The sequence below is a fragment of the Flindersiella endophytica genome (assembly GCF_054779015.1).
Map to the genome: position 1 here is coordinate 1 of NZ_BAAGYY010000034.1, position 20554 is coordinate 20554.

The following is a 20554-nucleotide window of genomic DNA, read 5'->3' on the forward strand; positions in this document are numbered from 1 at the left end:
AAACGGCTGAGGCTCTGCGTGGCCTTGGCCGTCATCGTGACCCTGCCCTCCACCAAGGCGTCAACCGGCTGACCGGCCGCGGTGTAGGTCAGGTCCAGGGCATAAGCCTCGGCGGTGTAGCCACCGTTGCCCAGGCCGGGATAGACCTCATCACCAACACCGGGCGCACCTGGCGTACCCGATCCCCACGCCTGCCGGGCCGAGAAGCCATGCCCATCAGACACGCTGGCCGCCTGCGCCGCACGGGCAGTACCCACAGCACCCACCACCACCGGTACCGCCAAGCCACCCGTCGCAGCCAGAAACCCTCGCCGGGTCGGACTCATCTTCTGTGCACTCCCGTCTGATTGGTCAGTTGCCGGTCGAGCCTAGGGAGACGGGTTTACAACCCGCTTACACCCTCATATATCCGACGCCCGGCTCGCCGCCCTTTGTCACAGCGAGCCGGGCGTCAGATGGGTCGGACCACCCTAGTGGTGAGAACGTTCGGTGCGAAGCGACGCACGTTGCGCCGGGGTCAGTGTCGGCGGTACGGGGTCGACCACCCAGTCCGGGTGGTTGGGCATGGGCGGAGTCGTCGTGTCGTAGACCCAGTCCTCGAGGAACGGCCGTACGGAAGCGTCGCCTGCCACGGCGACCGCCACGTCGATGAAGTCCTCCGTGCTCGCGCTCTGGTTCTTGAACTCGTGCAGGAACGCCAGCTCCGTACGCATGAACGTCTCCTCGCCGACCAGTTGCCCCAACGCGTACAGCACGAGTGTTCCACCGGTGTAGCGCTGGGCATCCCAGAGGTTCGCGGCGTTCGGCCCGGCGACCGGGCCGGACGTCGAGCGCCAGATGTCGCCGAGCCGGTAGGCGTACTTCATCCGGTCGATCATCGTCGCCGAGCCCGTGGAGTCCGGCCAGCCGTGCTCGAAGCGGTAGAGGAACGAGTAGTAGTTCGCGTGTCCCTCGTTGATCCACAGCGACGACCAGTCGGCCGGCGAGACACTGTTGCCGAACCAGTTGTGGGTGATCTCGTGCACCATGTGCGGCGCGATCGTGGGCTCGGCCTGCAGCAGGTAGTTCGGCTTGTAGATCGTGAGCGTCTGCGTCTCGAGCCCGGTGAAGTCGAACGCTGTCGGGTCGTCGGTGTTGGCGGGCAGCAGGCCGTAGGCCTCGAACGGGAACTCGCCGAGGTGCTGCGTGATCCAGGCCAGGTGGCCGGGCGTGAGCTCGAGTGCGGGCCGCAGGCCTTCCAGCCGCGTGGTGGGAACGACATCGCGCAGGCGAACGCCGTCGAACACACCGTGCTCGACGATCGTGTAGTCGCCGACCGTGGCCTGGAGGATCTCGGTGGCGTTCGGCTCGCGCGACTCCCACAGCGTCGTGACGCTGCCGTCGGCGTTGGCCGTCTCCTTGACCTTGTGCCCCGACGCGACGCCGGTCGTACCGGTGGGCGCGGTGATGCGTACGACGAAGTGTGCCTTGTTGGACGGGTGGTCGTTGCACGGGAAGATCGTGTGCGCGCCGGACGGCTGGGGCGCGATCGCGAAGCCGTCCTCGGTGGGCACCCACCCGCCGATCGGCGGCTTGGGAACTTGCCGCGGGTCGACGGCGTAGTCGACCTCGACGACGAAGAAGCCGCCGTTGCGCAACGGCTTGACCGGCGTGATCGTGAGCTCCTCGCCCGACAGCCCGAACACGGCGGGCTGCTTGTTCACGCGTACGGCGTTGATCGTGAGGTAGGCCGAGTCGAGGTTGAAGCGCGACAGGTCCTGCGTCGCGTTCGCGGTCATCGTCACGCGCCCGGTGACCGTACGCGTGGTCGCGGAGTAGGTCAGGTCGACCAGGTACGCGTTGGCGCGGTACCCGCCGTTGCCCAAGTTGGGGAACACCTCATCACCGACGCCAGGCGCGCCGGGCTGGGCGGAACGCGTGCCCGCGAAGGCGGCCGGCGTTCCGGTCCCGAGCAGGGCCGGCACCGCCAAGCCGCACGCCGCTCCCGCGAGCACGGATCGGCGGGTTGTGGATCGACTCATCGTTGAACTCCCGTCAGGTCGTCTGGTGAAAGTGATGACGCCTGGAGCGGGCGCGCGGATGACAATCGCCGGGAGAAAAACGCGACTGATGCCGGACGAATCATCCCCGAACCGGCCGAAGTCGGACAGTCGAGGCAGCTTGCTGACACCGATCTTGTACTGACCGGTAGCCGAGCGCACTCTGATGGCACCCCACCGCACTTCCCACCCAGGAGGATCCGGCCATGAGCGGGATCAACGTCAACGTGCGCGCACTGGCGAGCCGGGCCGGGGTTGTCCTGGCACTCGTCGGCGCTGCCATCCTCACCAGCGGAATCCCCGCCCAAGCGGCGCCGGTCTACGTCGCCCTCGGCGACTCGTACTCGTCCGGCGTCGGCACCCGTTCGTACTACTCCGACAGCGGCAGCTGCTACCGCTCGCCGTACGCCTACCCGGTGCTGGACGCCACGCGCATCGGCGCCTCGCTGACGTTCGTCGCGTGCTCCGGCGCGAAGGTCTCCAACGTCCAGAGCCAGCTCTCCAGCCTCACCTCCGGCGCGTCGTACGTCACGGTGTCCGTCGGCGGCAACGACGCGGGATTCAGCAGCGTCATCACCAAATGCGCCCAACCCTGGCCGACAACCTGCTGGGGCGAGATCGACAACTCGCAGGCGTTCATCCGCAACACCCTGCCGGCCCAACTGGACGGCCTGTACGACAACATCCGCTCGAAGGCCCCGAACGCCCGTGTAGTCGTCGTCGGCTACCCCCGCCTCTTCAACGGCGAGGAATGCAACGTCGGCGCCCGCATCAGCCCGGGCGAACAAGCCGAGCTGAACGAAACGGCCGACCTGCTAGCCACCACCATCGCTGGGAGGGCCGCAGCCCACGGCTTCGGCTTCGTCGACCCGCGCAACGCCTTCTCCGGCCACGCCATCTGCGACGACACCGAATGGATCAACGGCCTGTCGAACCCGGTAATGGAGTCGTACCATCCGAACCGGGCCGGCCAGTCGTCCGGCTACACCCCACTGGTCGAGACAGCCCTGCGTGGCTAACGACGTCGTGCCGTGCCCGAGCACAACTAACCGGCGTACGTTCCGAAGCTCCACAGCCCGCCCTCCGGATCGGCGACGGTGGCGTTACGGGCGCCGAGTGGGCTGTCACTCGGCGCCTGGACGGCTGTTGCTCCGGCCGCCAGCGCCCGGTCGTACAGCGCGTCGGGATCGGCTGTGTGGAAGTAGATCCCGACAGGCGCCCGGCCTGCCAGGGAGCTGAACGTCACGGTGTCCGGCTCGGCGCTGTGCAGCGTGACCTTGCCGCCCTCGTCCCAGCGGAGAACGGCCTGGTCGATCCGGCCTTCGGGATCGCCGTGGATCGCCTCGACCTCGAAGCCGAACGCGTCGACGAGGAACCGCAGGGCGGCGGGAGCGTCTTGGTAGCCGAGGCTCGGCCACAGGGTTGGTCGCATGTCACGAGCCTGCCGGCGCGTCCGCGGCGGTGTCTTGTACGAATGAGAGCTGCTCCGACGCCATCCACACCGATGGCGCGCAGCCGGCCAGCGCGGTCCACTCCCGAGCCAGATGCGCCTGGTCGTAGTAGCCGCAGCGGGCCGCGATGTCGGCCAAGGACGGCCGCGGCGAGAGGGCTGCCGAGCTGCCGGTGCGGCCGACCCGCCGGACCAGTTCGCGCGAGTGCTCGAAGCGCACGACACGCGCTGCCTGCTTCGGCGTCAGGCCGAACTCTCGCGTGAACCGAACGCCCAGCTGGCGCCGGCCGTAGCCGGTCTCCTCGGCGAGGTCGCCGATTCGCGCTGTGCCGTTGGTCTCCAGGATCCGTCGCCAGACGTAGCCGGCACACCCGTCCGGGGTGGAGCGGTGATCGGCGTGCCGGCCGAGGATGTCGTCGAGCACCGCGAAGCGGGCCGGCCAGGTCGAGGCAGCCGCCATGCGCTCGGCCAGCTCGGTGGCCGTCCGGCCGAGTAGATCGGCCAGATCGACGGCTTGGCCGGCGAGCTCACTCGCAGGCAGCCCGATAGCAGCCGACCAGGGCCTTCAGCTGCCCCGAAGGCATCCCGACCAGCGTCTCGCCGCTGAGACCGCCCATGAGCAGGCACGCTACGCGAGCCGGAGGCTTAACCGCCGGGAACATCGGGTCGGCGGCTTGCGGTGCGAGCGCCGGCACCGCTCGTCGTATCGACGATCCGTCGAACGGATGAGTGGGCGGATACCTTCGGCGACTGGCGGCGAACTTTCGTCAGGCCTTGACTCTTGGGGTGGCAGAACACCAGGTAGAACCCCAGGTCGTAGTCCCCTCGCCGGCGCGGGCCGCGGGGCCGACCGCTCCGTCCGCGCGGGCGCTGGCTCCGGATCTGGCGCGCGGCGCCATGCTGCTCTGCATCGCGCTGGCCAACTCGCACTACTTTCTGAACGCCGATCAGGTGTTCGCCGGATTCCCGGTCACCGGCTCCTGGCTGGACCGTGGCGTGGGCGGTTTCCTCGCGGCGTTCGTCGACGGGCGGGCGTATCCGATGTTCGCGCTGTTGTTCGGCTATGGCCTCGCGCGGATCCTCGATCGACAGGAGCGGGCCGGTGTGGAGTGGCGGCAGGCGCGCAAACTGCTTCGGCGGCGGAGCCTGTTCCTGATCGGGTTGGGGTTCCTGCACGCCACACTGCTGTACATCGGCGACATCCTGGCGGCGTACGGCGTGTTGTCGTTCCTGCTTGTCCGGTTGCTGCGCTGGAAGGATCGCACGCTGCTGATCCTCGCCGTTGTGGGCTTCGCGATCGGGGCCGTGCCGACCGGCGGCTCACTGTCGACCAGCACCGACCCGCCCGACCCCACGATGCTGCCGCCCGCCCTTATCGAGGGCATCGTCCACCGTGCGACGATCCACCCGATCCTCGCTCCACTGGAGGCGATCGGGCTGTTCGTGCCTTTCCTGCTTGGGATCTGGGCCGGGCGGCGGCGGGTGCTTGAGCAGCCGGAACGTTACCTCCGCGGGCTGCGGGTCATTGCCGCCGCCGGGATCTCGGTTGCTGTGCTTGGTGGGTTGCCGGTCGCGCTGGTGGTGGCCGGTGTGGTCGACCGTCCCGGCGCCGGTCTGCTCGGAGTCCTCGGCACCCTGCACGACAGCACTGGCCACTTCGGTGGTCTCGGGTACGCGGCACTGATCGCCTTGCTGGCTGTCCGGATTGGCGGTCGGGGAAGCTCCGTCGTCCGGGCGATCGCGGCCGTGGGGCAGCGGTCGTTGACCTGCTATCTCTGCCAGTCTGTCGTGTGGACGTTGGCGTTCGCGCCGTTCGCCGGTGACCTGTCGCGCCGGATCGGGACAGCCGCGACCGCTGCCCTGGCGGTCGGGACGTGGCTGCTGACCGTTCTGCTGGCCGAGATCATGCGCAGGCACAACCACCGTGGCCCGTTCGAGGTTCTGCTTCGGCGGGTCGCCTATGGCCGGCGGTCTGCGTAGGTGCGGTTGTAAGGATCCGACCTGTTCGTGTCGTCGCCTATTTCGGCCGGCAGCGGCCGATCGAGCAGGTCGAGCGGGCCTATGGTGAGGCTGTTTCTGCTCGTGAGCTGATGGGGTGATCGGCGTGACGGCGTGAACGAACGACGACCAGAACGGGTTACCTACGCTGACATCTTCGGCGACCGGGAGTTCCGCGCGCTGTTCGTCAGCCGGGCGTTGTCGACCGTTGGCGACTACGTGGCGCGGGCCGCCCTGGTCATCGCGGTCTTCGCAGAGACCGGGTCGACCGCGTTGATGGGTGTGACGTTCGCGCTGACCACGCTGCCCGATCTGATCGGCGGTCCCGTTCTCGCCGGTCTGGCGGACCGGTTCCCGCGCCGCGCGGTCATGGTGACCGCCGATCTCGGCCGGGCCGGGCTGCTGTTGGTGATGGCGATTCCCGGACTACCGCTGGTGGCGTTGTGGGCGCTGCTGTTCGCGATCCGGCTGCTGGACGCGCCGTTCGGCAGCGCGTACCTGTCGACCATGTCCGTCGTGCTGCCCGGCAAGCGGTTGGTCAAGGGGAGCGCCGTCACTCAGCTGGTCAACCACGTGTCCTACACCATCGGCTACGGGTTGGGCGGAGTGATCGTCGCACTCACCGGATTGTCGATGGTTCTGGTGTTCAACTCCGTCACGTTCGCGTTGTCCGCCGGGGTGATCCTGCTCGGGGTGGTGGCGCGGCCCGCGACGGCAGGCGGCGCGGGCTCGTCGCACTCCTGGGTACGTTCGACCCGGGCCGCGGTCAGCTATATCACCGCCCATCCGCGGCTGTGGGTCATCATGCTGTTCCCGTTTCCCATCGCCACCACGTTGGTGAGCGAGACGCTCGCGGCACCCTACGCCGCGCAGCTCAGCCATGGCCCGGCGATCGCAGGGCTGTTGATGGGTGCTGGTCCGGCCGGCATCGTCATCGGGCTCTGGCTGCTGCCGATGCTGATCCCGGAGCAGCGCACCCGGCACGTCGCCGTGCTGTCGATCGTGAGCTGCGCGCCGTTGATCCTGTTCGCCACCGTGCCAGGGCCGGCTGTCGCAGCCGGACTGATCGTGGTCTCCGGGATGGCGCTGTACTACTGGATCCCGCTCGCCGCCGAGTTCACGCAGACCGTTCCGGACGATATGCGCGGACAGGCCGTGGGGCTGATGACGACGACGATGCGCGTCACGCAGGGCGTCGCCATCCTGATCTTCGGACTCCTCGCGCAGTACGCGATGTCGTCCACGGTGGTCGCGGCCTCCGGTGTGGTCGGCACGGTCATGGTGATCGCGCTGTCCGCGGCTTGGGTACGGGCCAGCCGCGGTGCGGTGGTCGGGGAGGCACCTGAGGTCAGGCGCGGATGAGTCCCCGCCTCAGCCGCCGAGGAAGTCGGCGCCGGCGACTCGCGGCGCGAGCGCCGTCACCGATCCGGACGGGGCGCCGAGGATCCGTTCCAGCGCTTCGAGGTGCGCCTCCACCAGCGTCTTCCGTCGCTCGCCCGCGGCGGGATCGCTGAACGCGTCGACCAGGGCGTCGGCCAGGTTGAGGCCCATGCCCGCGATGATCGTGGCGGCTTCTTCCGGGTGGCCGGCGTCGAACACGCCCTCGGCGCGGCCCTGCCGGATGACCGCCGTGAGCATGGGTACGAGCGTCGCCGCGGTGGACTCGGCGAGCCGGAGCCGCAGCACCGCGTTGTTCTCGTCGCGCCAGATTCGTGCGATCGCCGACAGGTCGTCGCGGCGGGAGACCTTCCAGTCGACGGCCGACAGAACGTAGAGCCGCAGTCTCCCCAGGGCGTCCAGCGCCGGATCGGCCATGACCTGCTCGATGGTCTGGGAAGCGGATGCGTTCAGCAGCTCCACGATCCCGTCCAGCAGGGCGCGCTTGGAGTCGAAGTAGTGGTAGAACGCCCCCTTCGAGATGTCGAGCACACCGAGCAGGTCGGCGATCGACATCGCCTCGTAGCCCTTCTCCCGGATCAGCCCGAGCGCCGCGGTGAGGATCTCCGACCGCCGCGCCGCGTACTCCTCAGGTTTGACTTGCCGAGCCATCGCTCCAGCGTACACTGGTAAATAAACCGACCGGCGGTTTATTTAAGGAGGAGCACATGTCCGAGACCAACCCGGAGGCACAGCGCCGGACCGAGGCGTTCGCGCGGGTGATCGGGCCGTACGTGGCGATCTTCACCGGAGTGATCGCTATCCGGCTGTCGCAGACCACCAGCATCATCGACGACCTGTTCGCCAGCCAGTACAACCTCTGGATGCTCGGCGCGCTCATGATCGGCGGCGGCCTGGTGATCATCGGCGGGCACCGCCACTGGCGAGGACCGGCCGCGGTTGTGATCTCGTTGTTCGGCTGGTTTGTGGGCCTGCGCGGTTTCGCCCTGATCGCGATCCCGTCGCAGATGGAGACCGCGGTCGACGCCACGACACTGAGCCCAGGCCTGACCACCGTCGCGAGGATCTTCTTCGTCCTGCTGGGGTTGGTCGGCCTGTGGCTCAGCTACGTGGGATGGATCGCGAGCCGCAAGCGGAAGGGCTAGGACTCGATCGCGGCCTTGCGGGTCTGGGCTGCACGGACCCGCTTCAGGTCGAACTTCGTCGAACGGTCGAACCGGTAGACACCGTTCTGCTCCTGGTAGACGTCGGTGAGCTGCGTGTAGCAGTAGCCGAACATCTGCGGGTCGTCCAGCAGCGCCGCCACCAGGCCCTCGAACCGCTCGTAGAACTCGTCGAGGCTCTTCGGCCGCTCGCCGTAGCCCCAGGAGTACTCCTCGGGCGTGGCGTCCGGGTTCCACCAGATGCCGCCGAACTCACTGCAGAAGTACGGCTGGCCCTCGTAAGCCACCGAGAACGGGAACTCCGCCCCGTTGGCGTACGGCCTACCGTCGGCCAGCCCCGCCATCGCAGCGGCGAACTTGGCCGGGTCCTGCTCGTAGTTGTGCGAGTCGTAGACGTCGGTCTCGCGCACGCGGTGCGAGTAGCCCGACGCGTCCAGCACCGGCCGGCTCTGGTCGTACGCCTTGGTGGCGAGGAACATCCCGCGCGTCACGTCGTCGAGTTGCGTGATGCGGTCGGTGAGCTTCTGCTGCGTCTCGTTCAGCGGGCACCAGCCGACGATCGACGGGTGGGAGTAGTCGCGCTCGACGGCCTCCAGCCACTGCGTGACGTACGCCGCGCCGGGCTGCTGGTTGTCGCCGCTGTCGGGGTCGCCGGTGTTGCAGCCCCAGTCGCCGAACTCGCCCCACACGAGGTAGCCCAGCCGGTCCGCGTGGTAGAGGAACCGCTCCTCGAACACCTTCTGGTGCAGGCGGGCGCCGTTGAAGCCGGCCTCCATCGACAGTTCGATGTCGCGCACCAGCGCCTCGTCGCTCGGCGCGGTGAGGATGCCGTCGGGGTAGTAGCCCTGGTCGAGTACGAGCCGCTGGAACACCGGCTCGCCGTTCAGCAGGATCGCCTTGCCGTCGATCGCGACCGAACGCAGGCCGGCGTAGGTGTCGGCGGAGTCCACCACGGCACCCGAGCCGTCGACCAGTTCGAGCCGGAGGTCGTAGGAGAACGGGTCCGCGATCGACCACAGCCGCTTGCGGTCCTCGGGTACGGGCAGCGTGAGGCGTACCGAGAAGTCCAGGTCGGCACGCACCTGCGCGCTCGCGACTTCGCCGGCCGCGTCGGACAGCACGGCCCGGACGGCGAGCCCGCGGCGCGAGCCGGCCAGCGGCACCTCGACGTCGAACGAGCTGCCGGCCACGCTCGGAGTGATCCGCGGCCGCTGCAGCCGGCTCTCGGGCACGGGCTCCAGCCAGACGGTCTGCCAGATGCCGGTGGTCCGGGTGTAGAGGCAGCCGTACTTCTCGTACCGGTCCGACTGCTTGCCGCGCGCGATCTGCCCGTCCCTCGGGTCTCGCGCGCGAACGACCAGCGTCACGTCCTCGCCGGGCTGTACGACGTCGCCGAGGTCGGCGGTGAACGGCGTCCAGCCGCCGCGGTGCCGCGCGACCTCGACGCCGTTGGCCCACACCGTGGTGTCGTAGTCGACGGCCTGGAAGTGCACCAGCACGCGGCGCCCGGCCCACTCGGCGGGCACGCGAACGGTCCGGCGGTACCACACGGCGTAGAGGAAGTCGACGTCGCCGATTCCGGACAGCTCCGACTCCGGGCAGAAAGGCACCAGGATCTCGCCGGAGAGCTCACGCTCGCGCAGGCCGCGCTCGAGGCCGGAGTCGCCGTGGTCGATCTCGAACTGCCAGTGACCGTTGAGGTTCAGCCAGTCCGGTCGGACGAAGCTTGGTCGCGGATATTCCGGTCGGGGGATGGTCTCTTGTGCCACGGACTGCTCCTCGTGGGGTTTACGACGTGGGGCTTACAACGTTGTAAACCCGATCCTAGAGGAATTTACGCCACCGTCGAGGGTAGGTCGAGCCGCACCTCGTCGCTGGTACCGTCCGGCCACGAGATCGTTACCTGGCCGCCATCGACCTGGAGGCGCACGGGTCCCGCGTCATTCGGGTTCCCGGTCAGCGTGACCAGGGCGGCGTAGATCCGCCCGGGCTCGGCGGCGGCTTCGGTGAGCAGGAACGGCGTCTCGGAGTAGTGGCCGAGTGGGTTGGCCCGGATGGTGCCGGCCAGGTGGGCGGTGAACGGGCCACTGCTGATGGAGGCGACGCTGCTCGTCAACCCGTCCTTGCGACTTGTGGAGGCGACGCCGGAGGCCGTGCCGGTGGCCAGGACGCGCGTGAGCGGCTCGGCGTCCGCGAGCGCCCAGCCGCCGAAGCGGAGCTGCCACGGGCCGGCCGCGGGCTCGTACTCGACGCCGTCCGGACTCGCCGGCAGGTCGGCCGCCTCGTCGATCCGGGCGAGCCGGACTTCGTACGGGCCGTGCAGCACCGACGCCGTGGTCACCCACGGCCCGGCCGCGAACCGGTTGCGCGACACCGGCCAGTGCGCGCGGTGCCGCGACACCGCGACGTGCCCGTCGACGTACAGCAGCTCGAACGGCCGCCGGTGCGAGGGCCGGCCGTCCGGGGCGACCAGCGCGACGTGCGAATCGTACGGTGCGCCCGCGGTCGGGTCGCCGTAGTCGGGCGCGGCGTGCGTGGAGTACGCGTGCCGCGCGTAGACCGGGTCGTCCTCGACCAGCGAGCCGGACTTGGCCTTGTCGCTGCGATGGTTGGCGAGCCGGACGATCCCGTCGGCCTTGGTGCCGCTGACCACCCAGCCGGCAGGCGCGATCGTCCGTTCGACGTCGTGGAGCTCGAGCTCCAGCGGCTCCTCGGTGGCGGTCCATACGGGATGATCCGGTGGCAGCAGCAGGCCGGCGAACGCCTTGCTCGACCAGTACGGCGAGCCGGGTCCGGAGTAGATCTGCCGCATCGGCGTGAACGCGCCGTGCCAGCCGATCGGCTGCAGGCCGCGCTCGTCGAAGCAGCCGTTGTCGACGAAATGCCGCACCACGCCGGACGCGAGCCGGCGCGTGCGGCCGGGCGGCAGTGGCGACGCGTCGAACAGCGCGCCGGCGAAGAACGGCACCAGCATGGCGTAGCGGTAGGTCAGCGAACGCCCTTGCAGGACGGGCGATCCGTTGGTGGCCACCAGATGCTGAGCGTCGTCCAGGAAGCGCCGGATCCGCTGGCGGTACGTCTCGAACATCGCCGGGTCCGCGGCGTCGCCGAGCATCCGGTGGTACCACAGCGGATAGAAGTGCATCGCCCATCCGGAGTAGTAGTCGAAGTTGCGGTTGCCGCCCTGGTCGTGGTCGCCGTCGGAGTACCACCCGTCGGCGACGTACCACTGCTCGGTCAGCGCGACGTTGCGTTCGATGTCGGCGGGGTCCCAGGGACCGCCGACCGTGCGCAGGAACGCCTCGGTGATGTTCTGGAACCACACCCAGTTGTTGGTGGGCATGGGGCTGTTGATCATCTGCGCCATCCAGCCGATGACCCGCTGCCTGGTGCCGTCGTCGAGGTGCGCCCAGATCAGGTCGCGGGTCTCGTACAGCGCGAGCGCGATCGAGGCGCACTCGACCTTCGCCTGCGGCTTCTCGTCCAGAGTCGGCCAGCGTTCCGGGCTCGCCGGGTCGGTGCCGGCGCGCAGGCCCTCGGCGTACCAGGCGGCCAGGTCGTGCTCGTCGCTCCTGGCCTGGCCGAGGCGGAACGCCGCCAGCAGGAACGTCCGCGCGAAGCCCTCGAGCCCGTCGCTCCACCTGCCGGAACCGGACGCCGGCCCCGGCAGGTCGATCAGCGCGTGGCCTGCGGAGGCGTAGGGGCGGACGGCGAGCAGGGTTTGGTCGGCGAGCGCTTCCCAGTGCGCACGCGTCCACCCCGTGTGCGGCGAGAGGCCAAGATCCGGCTCTGGCAGTTCGATCACGACACCATGCATACCAGCCCAACCCGGCGGGCGGTGCCGGCGTTGTTCAGGGCGAGAGGGGGACACGTGGACCGGTCTGTGTCGGGCTGTTGCCGAACGGCCGCCGCTGCCTTCCTAGCCGCGCTGCTGGGCCAACTGAACCGGGTTGCCGTCCGGATCCGCGACCCAGGCCAGGCGAAGGCGCTGTCCGAGCCAGTCGTGCGGCTCGGACAGCGCCTTCGCGCCGGCCGCGGTCAACCGCTGGAACTCCTGGTCGGTGTCGTCGCACCACAGCACGATCTCGATCGCCTGGCCGTCGAGATTGGGATCGAGCCCGTGGTCGTCACGGGCCGCCTCGACGGTGGCGATGCCGAGCTTGAACCCGTCCAGCACGTACTCGACGTGCACCGGCTCGCCGTCCGGGGCGTAGCGGAACGTCTCGGTGAAGCCGAGGCTCTCGTAGAACCGCATCGCGCGGTGGATGTCCCTCGAGTACAGGTTGATCATCGGTGTGTAGTACATGCTGCGATGACGAACGGCCGGCCCGCGAATCGACAACGGTTCAGCCGACGGTTTCCACGGTGCCGGCGTGCCGGGCGCGCTCGGCCGCGAACACCGCGACGTGGGTCTCCAGCGACTCCATCGGCCCGGACGAGATGTGCGACGGGTCGCCGGTGGCGAGCGCCCGCGTGAACGCGTCCATCAGTCCCGCATCACCGCCGCCGTGCCCGGAGCCCGCGTCCGCGCCCAGGGAGGCGACGTCCAGCGTCTCGGACTGGTCGGTCAGGAAGTCGGTCACGGTCACCCGTTCACCGTCGCCCTCGAGCGAGCCCTTGGTGCCGAAGATCTGGGTCTGGCGATGCCTCAGCGCCGAGAAGCCCGTCATGGTGAACGTGCCGGTGATCCCGCCCTCGAACTCCATCGCCACCACCTGGTGATCGACCACATCGTTGTCGCAGGCGAAGACGCAGCGGCCGTACGGGCCGTCGCGCAGCGCGGCCGTCACGCCGGCCTCGGTCGTGTCGTTGCTGACGATGGTGACCGGCCAGCCGGTGTACCCGCGCTGGACCATGCCGAGGTAGATCTGCTTCGCGGAGTACGCGCACGACTGCTCGATCTCCCGCGGGCAGTCCACGCACCGGTCGGCGGCTCCCTCCGGCTGGTGCTCGCGGTTGAAGTAGGACAACCGGCCGAAGCTGGACACCCGCTGGATCGGAGCGCCGACGACGTACCGCATCCAGTCGATGTCGTGGCAGGACTTGGCCAGCAGCATCGAGGACGACTCGTCCTCGCGGCGCCAGTTGCCGCGTACATACGAATGCGCGATGTGCCAGTAACCGACCGGCTCGAGGTGCTGGATGCTCATCACGTCGCCGATCCGCCCGGAGTCGAGCACGCCCTTGAGCAGCGCGGTGTACGGCGTGTAACGCAGCACATGGCAGACCGCCAGCATCACGCCGGCGCTCTGGACTGCTGCCGCCACGATCCGGCACTCTTCCTCGGTCGGTGCGAGCGGCTTCTCGACCATCACGTGGTAGCCCGCCCGCGCGAACGCCAGCGTGGGCCCGACATGATCATGATCCTGGGTGGCGACGATCACGGCGTCGGCGAGCTTGCCGGCGGCCGCCAGCTCCTCCCAGGAACGGAAGGTGCGCTCCGGCGGGATGTTGTGCTGCTCGGCCATCGTCTTGCGCTGGAAGTCCCTGGGCTCCGCGACCGCGACAATGCGCGCCCGCTCCGGGTGCTGGGCCACCCACTCGGCGTAGCTTCCGCCCCGTCCACCAGCGCCCGCGATCGCGAGCGTCACGCACTGTGGTCGGGGAGGTGGATGGGGTGTTTCGGCTGGCACAGTACCGGCTCCTTGCTCTAGCCAAACGTCACCCAAAGCTAACCGGTTGCCGCTGCTGGCCAGATCCGGGTGCCGCGGTTGACGCCGGTTGGCACGCATGCTTGGGTCTGGTCTGAAACGATTCATGCATGAGGAGAGCCGAACCGGAAAGGACGTGCGCGCCATGCAGCGAGTGTGCTTCCTGCTTCGGGTGAAACCCGACCGGCTCGACGAGTATCGCGAACGGCACAAGGCGGTCTGGCCGGACATGCTGGACGCGCTGCGGGAGACCGGCTGGCGCAACTACTCGCTCTTCCTCGCAGAGGACGGGCTGCTGGTCGGCTATCTCGAGACCGACGACTTCGACGCCGCCGTGGCCGGGATGGCGACGCGCGAGGTCAACGGTCGCTGGCAGGCCGAGATGGCGGAGTACTTCGAGGATCTCGAGACCGGCTCGGCCGACAGCGACATGAAACCACTCGCCGAGGTCTTCCATCTCGATTGAGCACCACCATTTCCGATCCGGGGCTCAACCGAGCGAAACCTCACCCCTCACAAGGAAGAGCGGCAGATGAGCGACACAGCCGTCGTGAAGAGCGCCCTGCGCGCGCAGCGGATCGAGACGCCCTCGTGGGCGTACGGCAACTCCGGCACCCGGTTCAAAGTGTTCGCGCAGGAAGGGATTCCGCGGGACGCGTACGAGAAGATCGACGACGCCGCGCTCGTACACGAGCTGACCGGAGTCGCACCGAGCATCGCGCTGCACATCCCCTGGGACAAAGTCGACGACTACGCCGATCTCGCGCGCCACGCGACCGAACGTGGCATCGCGATCGGCGCGATCAACCCCAACGTCTTCCAGGACGACGACTACAAGCTCGGCAGCGTGTGCAACCCGGATCCCGTTGTGCGCAAGAAGGCGCTCGCCCACCTGCTCGAGTGCGTCGACATCATGGACGCGTCCGGTTCGACGATCCTCTCGCTGTGGTTCGCCGACGGCCTGAACTATCCCGGCCAGGACTCCTTGCGGGCAAGGCAGGACCGGCTCGCCGAAGCACTCCAGGCGACCTACGACCGGCTCGGCGACGGCCAGCGGATGCTCGTGGAGTACAAGCTGTTCGAACCGGCGTTCTACGCCATGGACCTGCCGGACTGGGGCACGTCGTTCGCCCACTGCGTCTCGCTCGGTGACAAGGCGCAGGTGCTGATCGACACCGGCCACCACGCGCCCGGCACCAACATCGAGGCGATCGTCGCGCTGCTGCTGCGCGTCGGCAAGCTCGGTGGATTCCACTTCAACAGCCGCTTCTACGCCGACGACGACCTGATGGTCGGCTCGGCGGACCCGTTCCAGCTGTTCCGCATCATGCACGAGATCGTGCAGGGCGGCGGGCTGACCGCCGAGGCCAACGTCGCGTTCATGCTCGACCAGTGCCACAACCTGGAGCCGAAGGTGCCGGCGATGATCCGGTCGGTGATGAACGTTCAGGAGGCGACCGCGAAGGCACTGCTGGTCGACACTCCCGCGCTGACCGAAGCGCAGGCGGCCGGTGACGTGCTGGGCGCGAACGCCGTGCTGATGGACGCGTACAACACCGACGTACGCCCGCTGCTCGCCGAGGTGCGTTCCGAGATGGGGATCGGTCCGGACCCGATCGCGGCTTACAAGGCGACCGGTCACGCCGAGCGCGTTCGCGAGGAACGCAAGGGTGGACAGGCAGCCGGCTGGGGAGCCTAATCACGTGTATACCGCGCTCTCAGGGAGGGGAACATGCGTACGTCTCGGATGTTCACCGTCGCCGCGGTCACCGGAGCCTTGTGCCTGTGCGTCCTTCCGGCCAGGGCGGATCCGACCGTGACGGCCGCACCACCTGTAACGCAGCTCGGCAACACCCTGCTCGACAGCTCAGCGATCTTCTTCGTGTCGTACGACGGGATCGTCAACAACAACTCGTTCCAGACTAGCGGAATCCTTACCTACAACGGATATCAGTACACCGGCTGGTACCACTCCGACCGCTACGCGATGCTCGCCCGCCGCCGGCTCCCGGCCGGCGGCTGGCAGATCATCCAGCTGCCGCACCAGCTGAGCACCAACGACTCGCACAACGTCGTCACGCTCGGCGTCTCACCGCAGGACGGCCGGCTGCACGTCGCGATGGACACCCATGACTCGGCGATCTACTACCAGAAATCCGAAGCGGGCCTGGTGTCCGACCCGGCCGGCCGGTCCTGGTCGGCGAGCCGGTTCGGCGCCGTGCAGCGCACGCTCGACGGCGTCGACCTCGGCGGCATCACCTATCCCCGCTTCATCGTCACACCCGAGCGGCGGCTGCAGCTGAGCTATCGCACGCCGTACTCCGGCAACGGAACCAAGGCGCTCGCGGAGTATTCCGACGGCAGCTGGCGCAAGCTGGGCGAGTGGTCGTCGAAGACCGGGTCGTACACCTACAACGGCGTGACGAGCACGACCCGCAACATGTACCTCCACGGGCTGACCTACGGCCGGAACGGCCGCCTGCACGCGACGTTCACCTGGCGCGAGGGCAACTCCGGTGTGCTCTGCGCGCCCGGCGGCCTGACCAACCACGACACGGGCTACGTCTACAGCGACGACCGCGGCCGGACGTGGCGTAACAACGCCGGGCAGGTCGTCGGCACGACGGGTGGGCAGCTGGTGTCGGTCACGTCGCCCGGCCTGGTGATCGATCCGCTCAGCGTCGATCACGGGCTGATGAACCAGGAGAGCCAGGCCGTCGACGCCGCCGGCCAGCCGCACGCCATCATCAGTTACGTACCTGGCCGGTTCACGCAGTGCGTGACGAGCTATCAGAACGACCGGCGCGCCTACGCCCGGCCGTTCCACGTCTGGCGCGATGCTTCCGGCGCGTGGCGGAAGCTGGAGATCCCTGTGCCGGTCAACGCGGTCGGGCGCTCACGGATCGTCTTCGACCGTTCCGACAACGTTTACGTCGTGATGCCGTACGGCAGGATAGTTTCGGCCAGCAAAGCGAGCAACTGGACCGACTGGACTGTGGTGTTCGACGCCCAGGGCCTGAACGTCTTCGGCGAGGTCGTCGTCGACGAGGCTCGGGTGATGTCGGAGAATGTCCTGTCGATCCTCTATCAGCAGGCGTCGTCCGGCACGACGCCATCGCCGATCCGGGTCATCGATTTTCGCCTAGGGTAGTGAGTTTGGGGCTATGAGTCAGAACGCTGAAGTCGCCAACCTGCTGGACCGCAGCCACCTGCTGGGCGCGGACCCGCGCAACACCAACTACGCGGGCGGAAACGCTTCGTGCAAAGCGTCCGCGACCGATCCCGTAACGAGTTCGGATATCGAACTCATGTGGGTCAAGGGTTCCGGCGGCGACCTCGGCACGCTGACCGAGGCGGGGCTGGCCGTGCTGCGGCTCGACCGGCTCCGCGCGCTCGTCGACGTCTACCCTGGCGTCGACCGTGAGGACGAGATGGTGGCCGCGTTCGACTACTGCCTGCACGGCAAGGGCGGCGCGGCCCCTTCGATCGACACCGCGATGCACGGGCTGGTCGACGCCGCTCACGTCGACCACCTGCACCCCGATGCCGGCATCGCGTTCGCTACCGCCGCCGACGGCGAGGCGCTGACCAAGGAGTGCTTCGGCAGCCGGGTCGCGTGGGTGCCGTGGCGGCGGCCGGGATTCCAGCTGGGCCTCGACATCGCACGGATCAAGCGTGAGCACCCGGAGGCGATCGGCGTCGTCCTCGGCGGGCACGGGATCACCGCGTGGGGCGCCACGTCGTCGGAGTGTGAGGCCAACTCGCTGGAGATCATCCGGCGTTGCCAGGCCTACCTCGACGAGCACGGTTCGCCCGAGCCGTTCGGCGCGCTCGTCCATGGGCACGAGCCGTTGCCTGCGGACGAGCGGCGGGCACGGGCGGCCGAGCTGTTCCCGTTGCTGCGCGGGCTGGCTTCCACCGACCGGCCGCAGGTCGGCCACTACACCGACTCCGACGTCGTGCTCGACTTCCTGGCTCGCGAGAAGCTCGCGCACCTGGCCGAGCTCGGCACGTCGTGCCCCGACCACTTCCTGCGTACGAAGGTGAAGCCGCTCGTTCTCGACCTGCCGCCGTCGGCGCCGGACGAGGAGATCAAGGGCCGGCTGACGCAGTTGCACGCGGCCTACCGCGATGACTACCGCGCCTACTACCATCGCCACGCCTCGCCCGACTCGCCGGCCATGCGTGGTGCGGACCCGGCGATCGTGCTGGTGCCGGGCGTGGGCATGTTCTCCTTCGGCGCCGACAAGCAGACCGCGCGGGTGGCCGGTGAGTTCTACGTCAATGCGATCAACGTGATGCGGGGTGCCGAGTCGATCTCGACGTACCAGCCGATCGAGGAACGCGAGAAGTTCCGGATCGAGTACTGGTCGCTCGAGGAGGCCAAGCTGCGCAGGCGTCCCGCGCCGAAGCCGCTGGCCACCCGGATCGCGTTCGTGACCGGCGCGGCCTCGGGGATCGGGCGGGCGACGGCCGAGCGGCTCGCGGCCGAGGGCGCCTGCGTGGTGATCGCCGACCTGAACGCCGAGGCAGCGGCTTCGGTGGCATCCGATCTCGGCGGGCCGGACGTGGCGATCGCCGTGCAGGCCGACGTGACGTCCGAGGACCAGATCGCGGAGGCGCTACGCGCGGGCGTGCTGGCGTTCGGTGGCGTCGACCTGGTGGTCAACAACGCCGGGCTGTCGATCTCGAAACCCTTGCTGGAAACGACGGCCGGCGACTGGGACCTGCAGCACAACGTGATGGCGCGGGGCTCGTTCCTGGTCGCTCGCGCTGCTGCCCGGGTGATGGTCGAGCAGGGCATCGGCGGCGACATCATCTACATCTCCAGCAAGAACGGCGTGTTCGCGGGGCCGAACAACGTCGCCTATGGCGCGGCGAAGGCTGACCAGGCGCATCAGGTGCGGTTGCTGGCGGCTGAGCTCGGCGAGAAAGGCATTCGCGTCAACGGGATCAATCCTGACGCGGTGGTCAAGGGGTCGGGGATCTTCGCAGGTGGGTGGGGTGCCTCCAGGGCGGCGGTTTACGGCGTGCCGGAGGAGAAGCTGGGCGAGTTCTATGCGCAGCGGACGCTGTTGAAGCAGGAGGTGCTGCCGGAGCATGTCGCGGCGGCGGTGTTCGCGTTGACTGGTGGGGATCTGTCGCGTACGACTGGCCTGCACATTCCTGTCGACAGCGGGGTGGCGGCGGCCTTCTTGCGCTGACGCGTGGGTGGCGGCTGTGGCTGGGCTGGTTGTTTGGTGGCCGTGGTTGGGGCGGCTGGATTGGTGGCGGCGGCGGAGTTTGTTTCGGCGGCCCCTCCAAAGTCAAGACGCTGTCTCACGGCGGCGATCTCGTGCTTTTTCGGTTTGCTCTGGCCTGCTGGGGTTCGTGTGCCGCCGTGAGACAGCATCTTGACTTTGGAGCCTCTGCCGCCTCAATCGCTTCGCTCTGGGGTGGTCAGGCTGCGCCTGACCACCGTCTCCCGCCGCCGCCACCAATCCAGCCGCTCTGGCCGTTCCGTGCGCCTGTTCGGTCGCCTGCCGTCGCTGCTGCTCTGGCCGCTCGATGGGGCGGTTAGCCGAGCCAGCCGGGGACGACGAGGACGAGCCACGTTGCGGGTGGGCCGAGGAGGACGACGAAGGCGCCGAAGGTCAGGAGTTTGCGGTAGAAGACGTCGCGGTCCATGCCGCGGACGTTTGCTACCAGGAGTGCTCCTGTCGTCGAGAACGGGCTGACGTCGACGATTGTCGAGGAGACGGACAGGGCTGCTATCAGGCCGACGGCGCCGAGTTCACCCTGGAGCAGGAATGGTACGGCCAGCGGGATCAGTGCGCCGAGGATGCCGACCGACGAGGCGAAGGCCGAGACCACGCCGCCGGTGTAGCAGATCAGCAGGGCCGCCAGCAGGGGAATCCCGATGCCGGCAACCGACTTGCCCACGTAGTCGATCGTGCCCATCTCCTGGAGGACGCCGACGTAGGTGACCACGCCGCCGATCAGCAGGACGGTCGACCAGGCGATCCGGTCGACGGCGCCCTTCTGCGCCTTCGGTGCGGCCAGCGAGAGTACGACCGCCACTGTGACGGCGACCAAGCCTACGTCGAGGTCGAACACCAGCGCGGCCAGGCACAGCCCGACGATGCCGGTCAGGGTCAGTGCCTGGTGCCAGGTCAGCCGGTTGCTCGATGCCGTGCCGTTGGCCGCGTCGGTCTCCTCGGCGTCCGGTGGCTCCTCCGCTGGATCGACCGGTTCGGCCTCGACTCGGCGGCCGAGCAGGTCGCGGCCGTTGAAAAGGAGGAACACGATGACGGCCGCGGCGGAGTTGAACACGAAGCTGGCGAGGAACAGCACCAGGGGGTTCTCCGCGAGCTTGGCGCCCTCGACGACCTCGTTCACGATGCCGCCGAGCACGCTGATCGGTGAGAACGCGCCCGCCTGGGTGCCGTGCGCGACCATCAACCCGATCAGCAACGCGTTGATCCTGTGCTTGGCCGCGAAGCCGAACGCGATCGGCGCCAGGATGGCGGCGACCGCCGGTGCCGGAGCTCCGACCGCGGTCAGGATCGCCGCGATCACGAACATCACCAGGGGAATCGCGGCGATTCTGCCGCGTACCGCTCGGATCGACTGCTGGACGAGCCAGTCGACCGTGCCGTTCTTGGTCGCGATCGCGAACAGGTAGGTGATGCCGACCAGCGTCACGAACAGGTTGCCGGGGAACGCGTCCAGGATCTTGTCGGTCTCCAGGCCGGCGACCAGCGTTCCGACGAAGAACGCGCCAACCAGAGCGAGGGCGCCGAGGTTGACCGGCAGGACCGTGGCGATGACGAACATCCCTATCAGCACGAGGATGGAGATGAGCTCTGGTGACAT

Annotated in this window: 17 protein-coding genes and 1 pseudogene; 8 read left to right on the forward strand and 10 right to left on the reverse strand. The window is 68.5% G+C overall.

Translation table 11 applies throughout. The features are described 5' to 3' along the window. Together ACYVF6_RS37525 and ACYVF6_RS37530 are read right to left on the reverse strand one after the other, a co-directional pair. Nucleotides 1–224 (reverse strand): annotated as a pseudogene (locus ACYVF6_RS37525) (hypothetical protein); the annotation flags it as partial. A gap of 246 nt (nt 225–470) precedes the next feature. Further along, on the reverse strand, nt 471–2021 hold the full coding sequence (locus tag ACYVF6_RS37530; RefSeq protein ID WP_460528703.1) for a M1 family metallopeptidase: 1551 nt from the start codon (nt 2019–2021) through the stop codon (nt 471–473). 224 nt (nt 2022–2245) lie between these two features. Between ACYVF6_RS37530 and ACYVF6_RS37535 the strand changes: the two genes are divergently transcribed. Next, nucleotides 2246–3058 (forward strand): SGNH/GDSL hydrolase family protein, encoded by an 813-nt coding sequence (locus ACYVF6_RS37535; protein ID WP_460528705.1) that lies wholly within the window; start codon nt 2246–2248, stop codon nt 3056–3058. Between the two features lie 26 nt (nt 3059–3084). Here the strand turns inward: ACYVF6_RS37535 and ACYVF6_RS37540 are convergent, their stop codons facing one another. Together ACYVF6_RS37540 and ACYVF6_RS37545 are read right to left on the reverse strand one after the other, a co-directional pair. After that, nucleotides 3085–3471 (reverse strand): VOC family protein, encoded by a 387-nt coding sequence (locus tag ACYVF6_RS37540; protein ID WP_460528707.1) that lies wholly within the window; start codon nt 3469–3471, stop codon nt 3085–3087. A 1-nt stretch (nt 3472) separates the two neighbouring features. Continuing rightward, the gene (locus ACYVF6_RS37545; protein ID WP_460528709.1) at nt 3473–3949 is read right to left on the reverse strand and encodes a helix-turn-helix domain-containing protein; all 477 of its coding nucleotides are present in this window, start codon (nt 3947–3949) and stop codon (nt 3473–3475) included. Nucleotides 3950–4275: 326 nt separating this feature from the next. Here ACYVF6_RS37545 and ACYVF6_RS37550 point away from each other — a divergent pair, with 326 nt between their 5' ends. Together ACYVF6_RS37550 and ACYVF6_RS37555 are read left to right on the forward strand one after the other, a co-directional pair. Then, entirely contained in the window at nt 4276–5469 is a 1194-nt protein-coding gene (locus ACYVF6_RS37550) for a DUF418 domain-containing protein (RefSeq protein WP_460528711.1), read from the forward strand. A gap of 132 nt (nt 5470–5601) precedes the next feature. Next, nucleotides 5602–6849 (forward strand): MFS transporter, encoded by a 1248-nt coding sequence (locus ACYVF6_RS37555; RefSeq protein ID WP_460528713.1) that lies wholly within the window; start codon nt 5602–5604, stop codon nt 6847–6849. A 9-nt stretch (nt 6850–6858) separates the two neighbouring features. Here ACYVF6_RS37555 and ACYVF6_RS37560 read toward each other — a convergent pair whose 3' ends face one another. Beyond that, a complete protein-coding gene (locus ACYVF6_RS37560; protein ID WP_460528715.1) occupies nt 6859–7536 on the reverse strand; it encodes a TetR/AcrR family transcriptional regulator in 678 nt (225 codons plus the stop codon). 56 nt (nt 7537–7592) lie between these two features. On the opposite strand from ACYVF6_RS37560, the gene ACYVF6_RS37565 reads away from it, so the two are divergent. Beyond that, complete coding sequence (locus ACYVF6_RS37565; protein ID WP_460528717.1) at nt 7593–8030, forward strand: hypothetical protein; 438 nt, start codon at nt 7593–7595, stop codon at nt 8028–8030. On the opposite strand, the gene ACYVF6_RS37570 is transcribed toward ACYVF6_RS37565, so the two are convergent. The 4 genes from ACYVF6_RS37570 to ACYVF6_RS37585 form a co-directional block, all read right to left on the reverse strand. Next, a complete protein-coding gene (locus ACYVF6_RS37570) occupies nt 8027–9817 on the reverse strand; it encodes a glycoside hydrolase family 2 protein (protein WP_460528719.1) in 1791 nt (596 codons plus the stop codon). The genes ACYVF6_RS37565 and ACYVF6_RS37570 overlap by 4 nt on opposite strands. A gap of 65 nt (nt 9818–9882) precedes the next feature. Next, nucleotides 9883–11853, reverse strand: coding sequence for a DUF2264 domain-containing protein (locus ACYVF6_RS37575; RefSeq protein ID WP_460528721.1), 1971 nt, complete (start codon nt 11851–11853; stop codon nt 9883–9885). A gap of 114 nt (nt 11854–11967) precedes the next feature. Next, nucleotides 11968–12354, reverse strand: coding sequence for a VOC family protein (locus ACYVF6_RS37580; RefSeq protein ID WP_460528723.1), 387 nt, complete (start codon nt 12352–12354; stop codon nt 11968–11970). A 40-nt stretch (nt 12355–12394) separates the two neighbouring features. After that, nucleotides 12395–13681 carry a Gfo/Idh/MocA family protein gene (locus ACYVF6_RS37585; RefSeq protein ID WP_460528725.1) on the reverse strand — a complete coding sequence of 429 codons (1287 nt, stop codon included), beginning with the start codon at nt 13679–13681 and terminating at the stop codon, nt 12395–12397. A gap of 124 nt (nt 13682–13805) precedes the next feature. On the opposite strand from ACYVF6_RS37585, the gene ACYVF6_RS37590 reads away from it, so the two are divergent. The 4 genes from ACYVF6_RS37590 to ACYVF6_RS37605 all read left to right on the forward strand — a co-directional run bounded on the left by ACYVF6_RS37590 (nt 13806) and on the right by ACYVF6_RS37605 (nt 18903). Further along, nucleotides 13806–14165 carry an L-rhamnose mutarotase gene (locus ACYVF6_RS37590; protein WP_460528727.1) on the forward strand — a complete coding sequence of 120 codons (360 nt, stop codon included), beginning with the start codon at nt 13806–13808 and terminating at the stop codon, nt 14163–14165. A 66-nt stretch (nt 14166–14231) separates the two neighbouring features. Then, nucleotides 14232–15398, forward strand: coding sequence for an L-rhamnose isomerase (gene rhaI, locus ACYVF6_RS37595; protein ID WP_460528729.1), 1167 nt, complete (start codon nt 14232–14234; stop codon nt 15396–15398). A gap of 33 nt (nt 15399–15431) precedes the next feature. Further along, nucleotides 15432–16850 carry a BNR repeat-containing protein gene (locus ACYVF6_RS37600; RefSeq protein WP_460528731.1) on the forward strand — a complete coding sequence of 473 codons (1419 nt, stop codon included), beginning with the start codon at nt 15432–15434 and terminating at the stop codon, nt 16848–16850. A 13-nt stretch (nt 16851–16863) separates the two neighbouring features. Then, nucleotides 16864–18903 carry a bifunctional aldolase/short-chain dehydrogenase gene (locus ACYVF6_RS37605; RefSeq protein WP_460528733.1) on the forward strand — a complete coding sequence of 680 codons (2040 nt, stop codon included), beginning with the start codon at nt 16864–16866 and terminating at the stop codon, nt 18901–18903. Nucleotides 18904–19255: 352 nt separating this feature from the next. Here ACYVF6_RS37605 and ACYVF6_RS37610 read toward each other — a convergent pair whose 3' ends face one another. After that, nucleotides 19256–20554, reverse strand: a complete 1299-nt coding sequence (locus tag ACYVF6_RS37610) for an SLC13 family permease (RefSeq protein ID WP_460528735.1) — start codon at nt 20552–20554, stop codon at nt 19256–19258.

Bases quoted from the DNA above. Each gene is read 5' to 3' on its own strand.
- ACYVF6_RS37530 (WP_460528703.1), bottom strand. From the start codon at position 2,021: ATGAGTCGATCCACAACCCGCCGATCCGTGCTCGCGGGAGCGGCGTGC.
- ACYVF6_RS37535 (WP_460528705.1), top strand. From the start codon at position 2,246: ATGAGCGGGATCAACGTCAACGTGCGCGCACTGGCGAGCCGGGCCGGG.
- ACYVF6_RS37540 (WP_460528707.1), bottom strand. From the start codon at position 3,471: ATGCGACCAACCCTGTGGCCGAGCCTCGGCTACCAAGACGCTCCCGCC.
- ACYVF6_RS37545 (WP_460528709.1), bottom strand. From the start codon at position 3,949: ATGGCGGCTGCCTCGACCTGGCCGGCCCGCTTCGCGGTGCTCGACGAC.
- ACYVF6_RS37560 (WP_460528715.1), bottom strand. From the start codon at position 7,536: ATGGCTCGGCAAGTCAAACCTGAGGAGTACGCGGCGCGGCGGTCGGAG.
- ACYVF6_RS37565 (WP_460528717.1), top strand. From the start codon at position 7,593: ATGTCCGAGACCAACCCGGAGGCACAGCGCCGGACCGAGGCGTTCGCG.
- ACYVF6_RS37580 (WP_460528723.1), bottom strand. From the start codon at position 12,354: ATGTACTACACACCGATGATCAACCTGTACTCGAGGGACATCCACCGC.
- ACYVF6_RS37590 (WP_460528727.1), top strand. From the start codon at position 13,806: ATGCATGAGGAGAGCCGAACCGGAAAGGACGTGCGCGCCATGCAGCGA.
- rhaI (WP_460528729.1), top strand. From the start codon at position 14,232: ATGAGCGACACAGCCGTCGTGAAGAGCGCCCTGCGCGCGCAGCGGATC.
- ACYVF6_RS37600 (WP_460528731.1), top strand. From the start codon at position 15,432: ATGCGTACGTCTCGGATGTTCACCGTCGCCGCGGTCACCGGAGCCTTG.
- ACYVF6_RS37605 (WP_460528733.1), top strand. From the start codon at position 16,864: ATGAGTCAGAACGCTGAAGTCGCCAACCTGCTGGACCGCAGCCACCTG.
- ACYVF6_RS37610 (WP_460528735.1), bottom strand. From the start codon at position 20,554: ATGTCACCAGAGCTCATCTCCATCCTCGTGCTGATAGGGATGTTCGTC.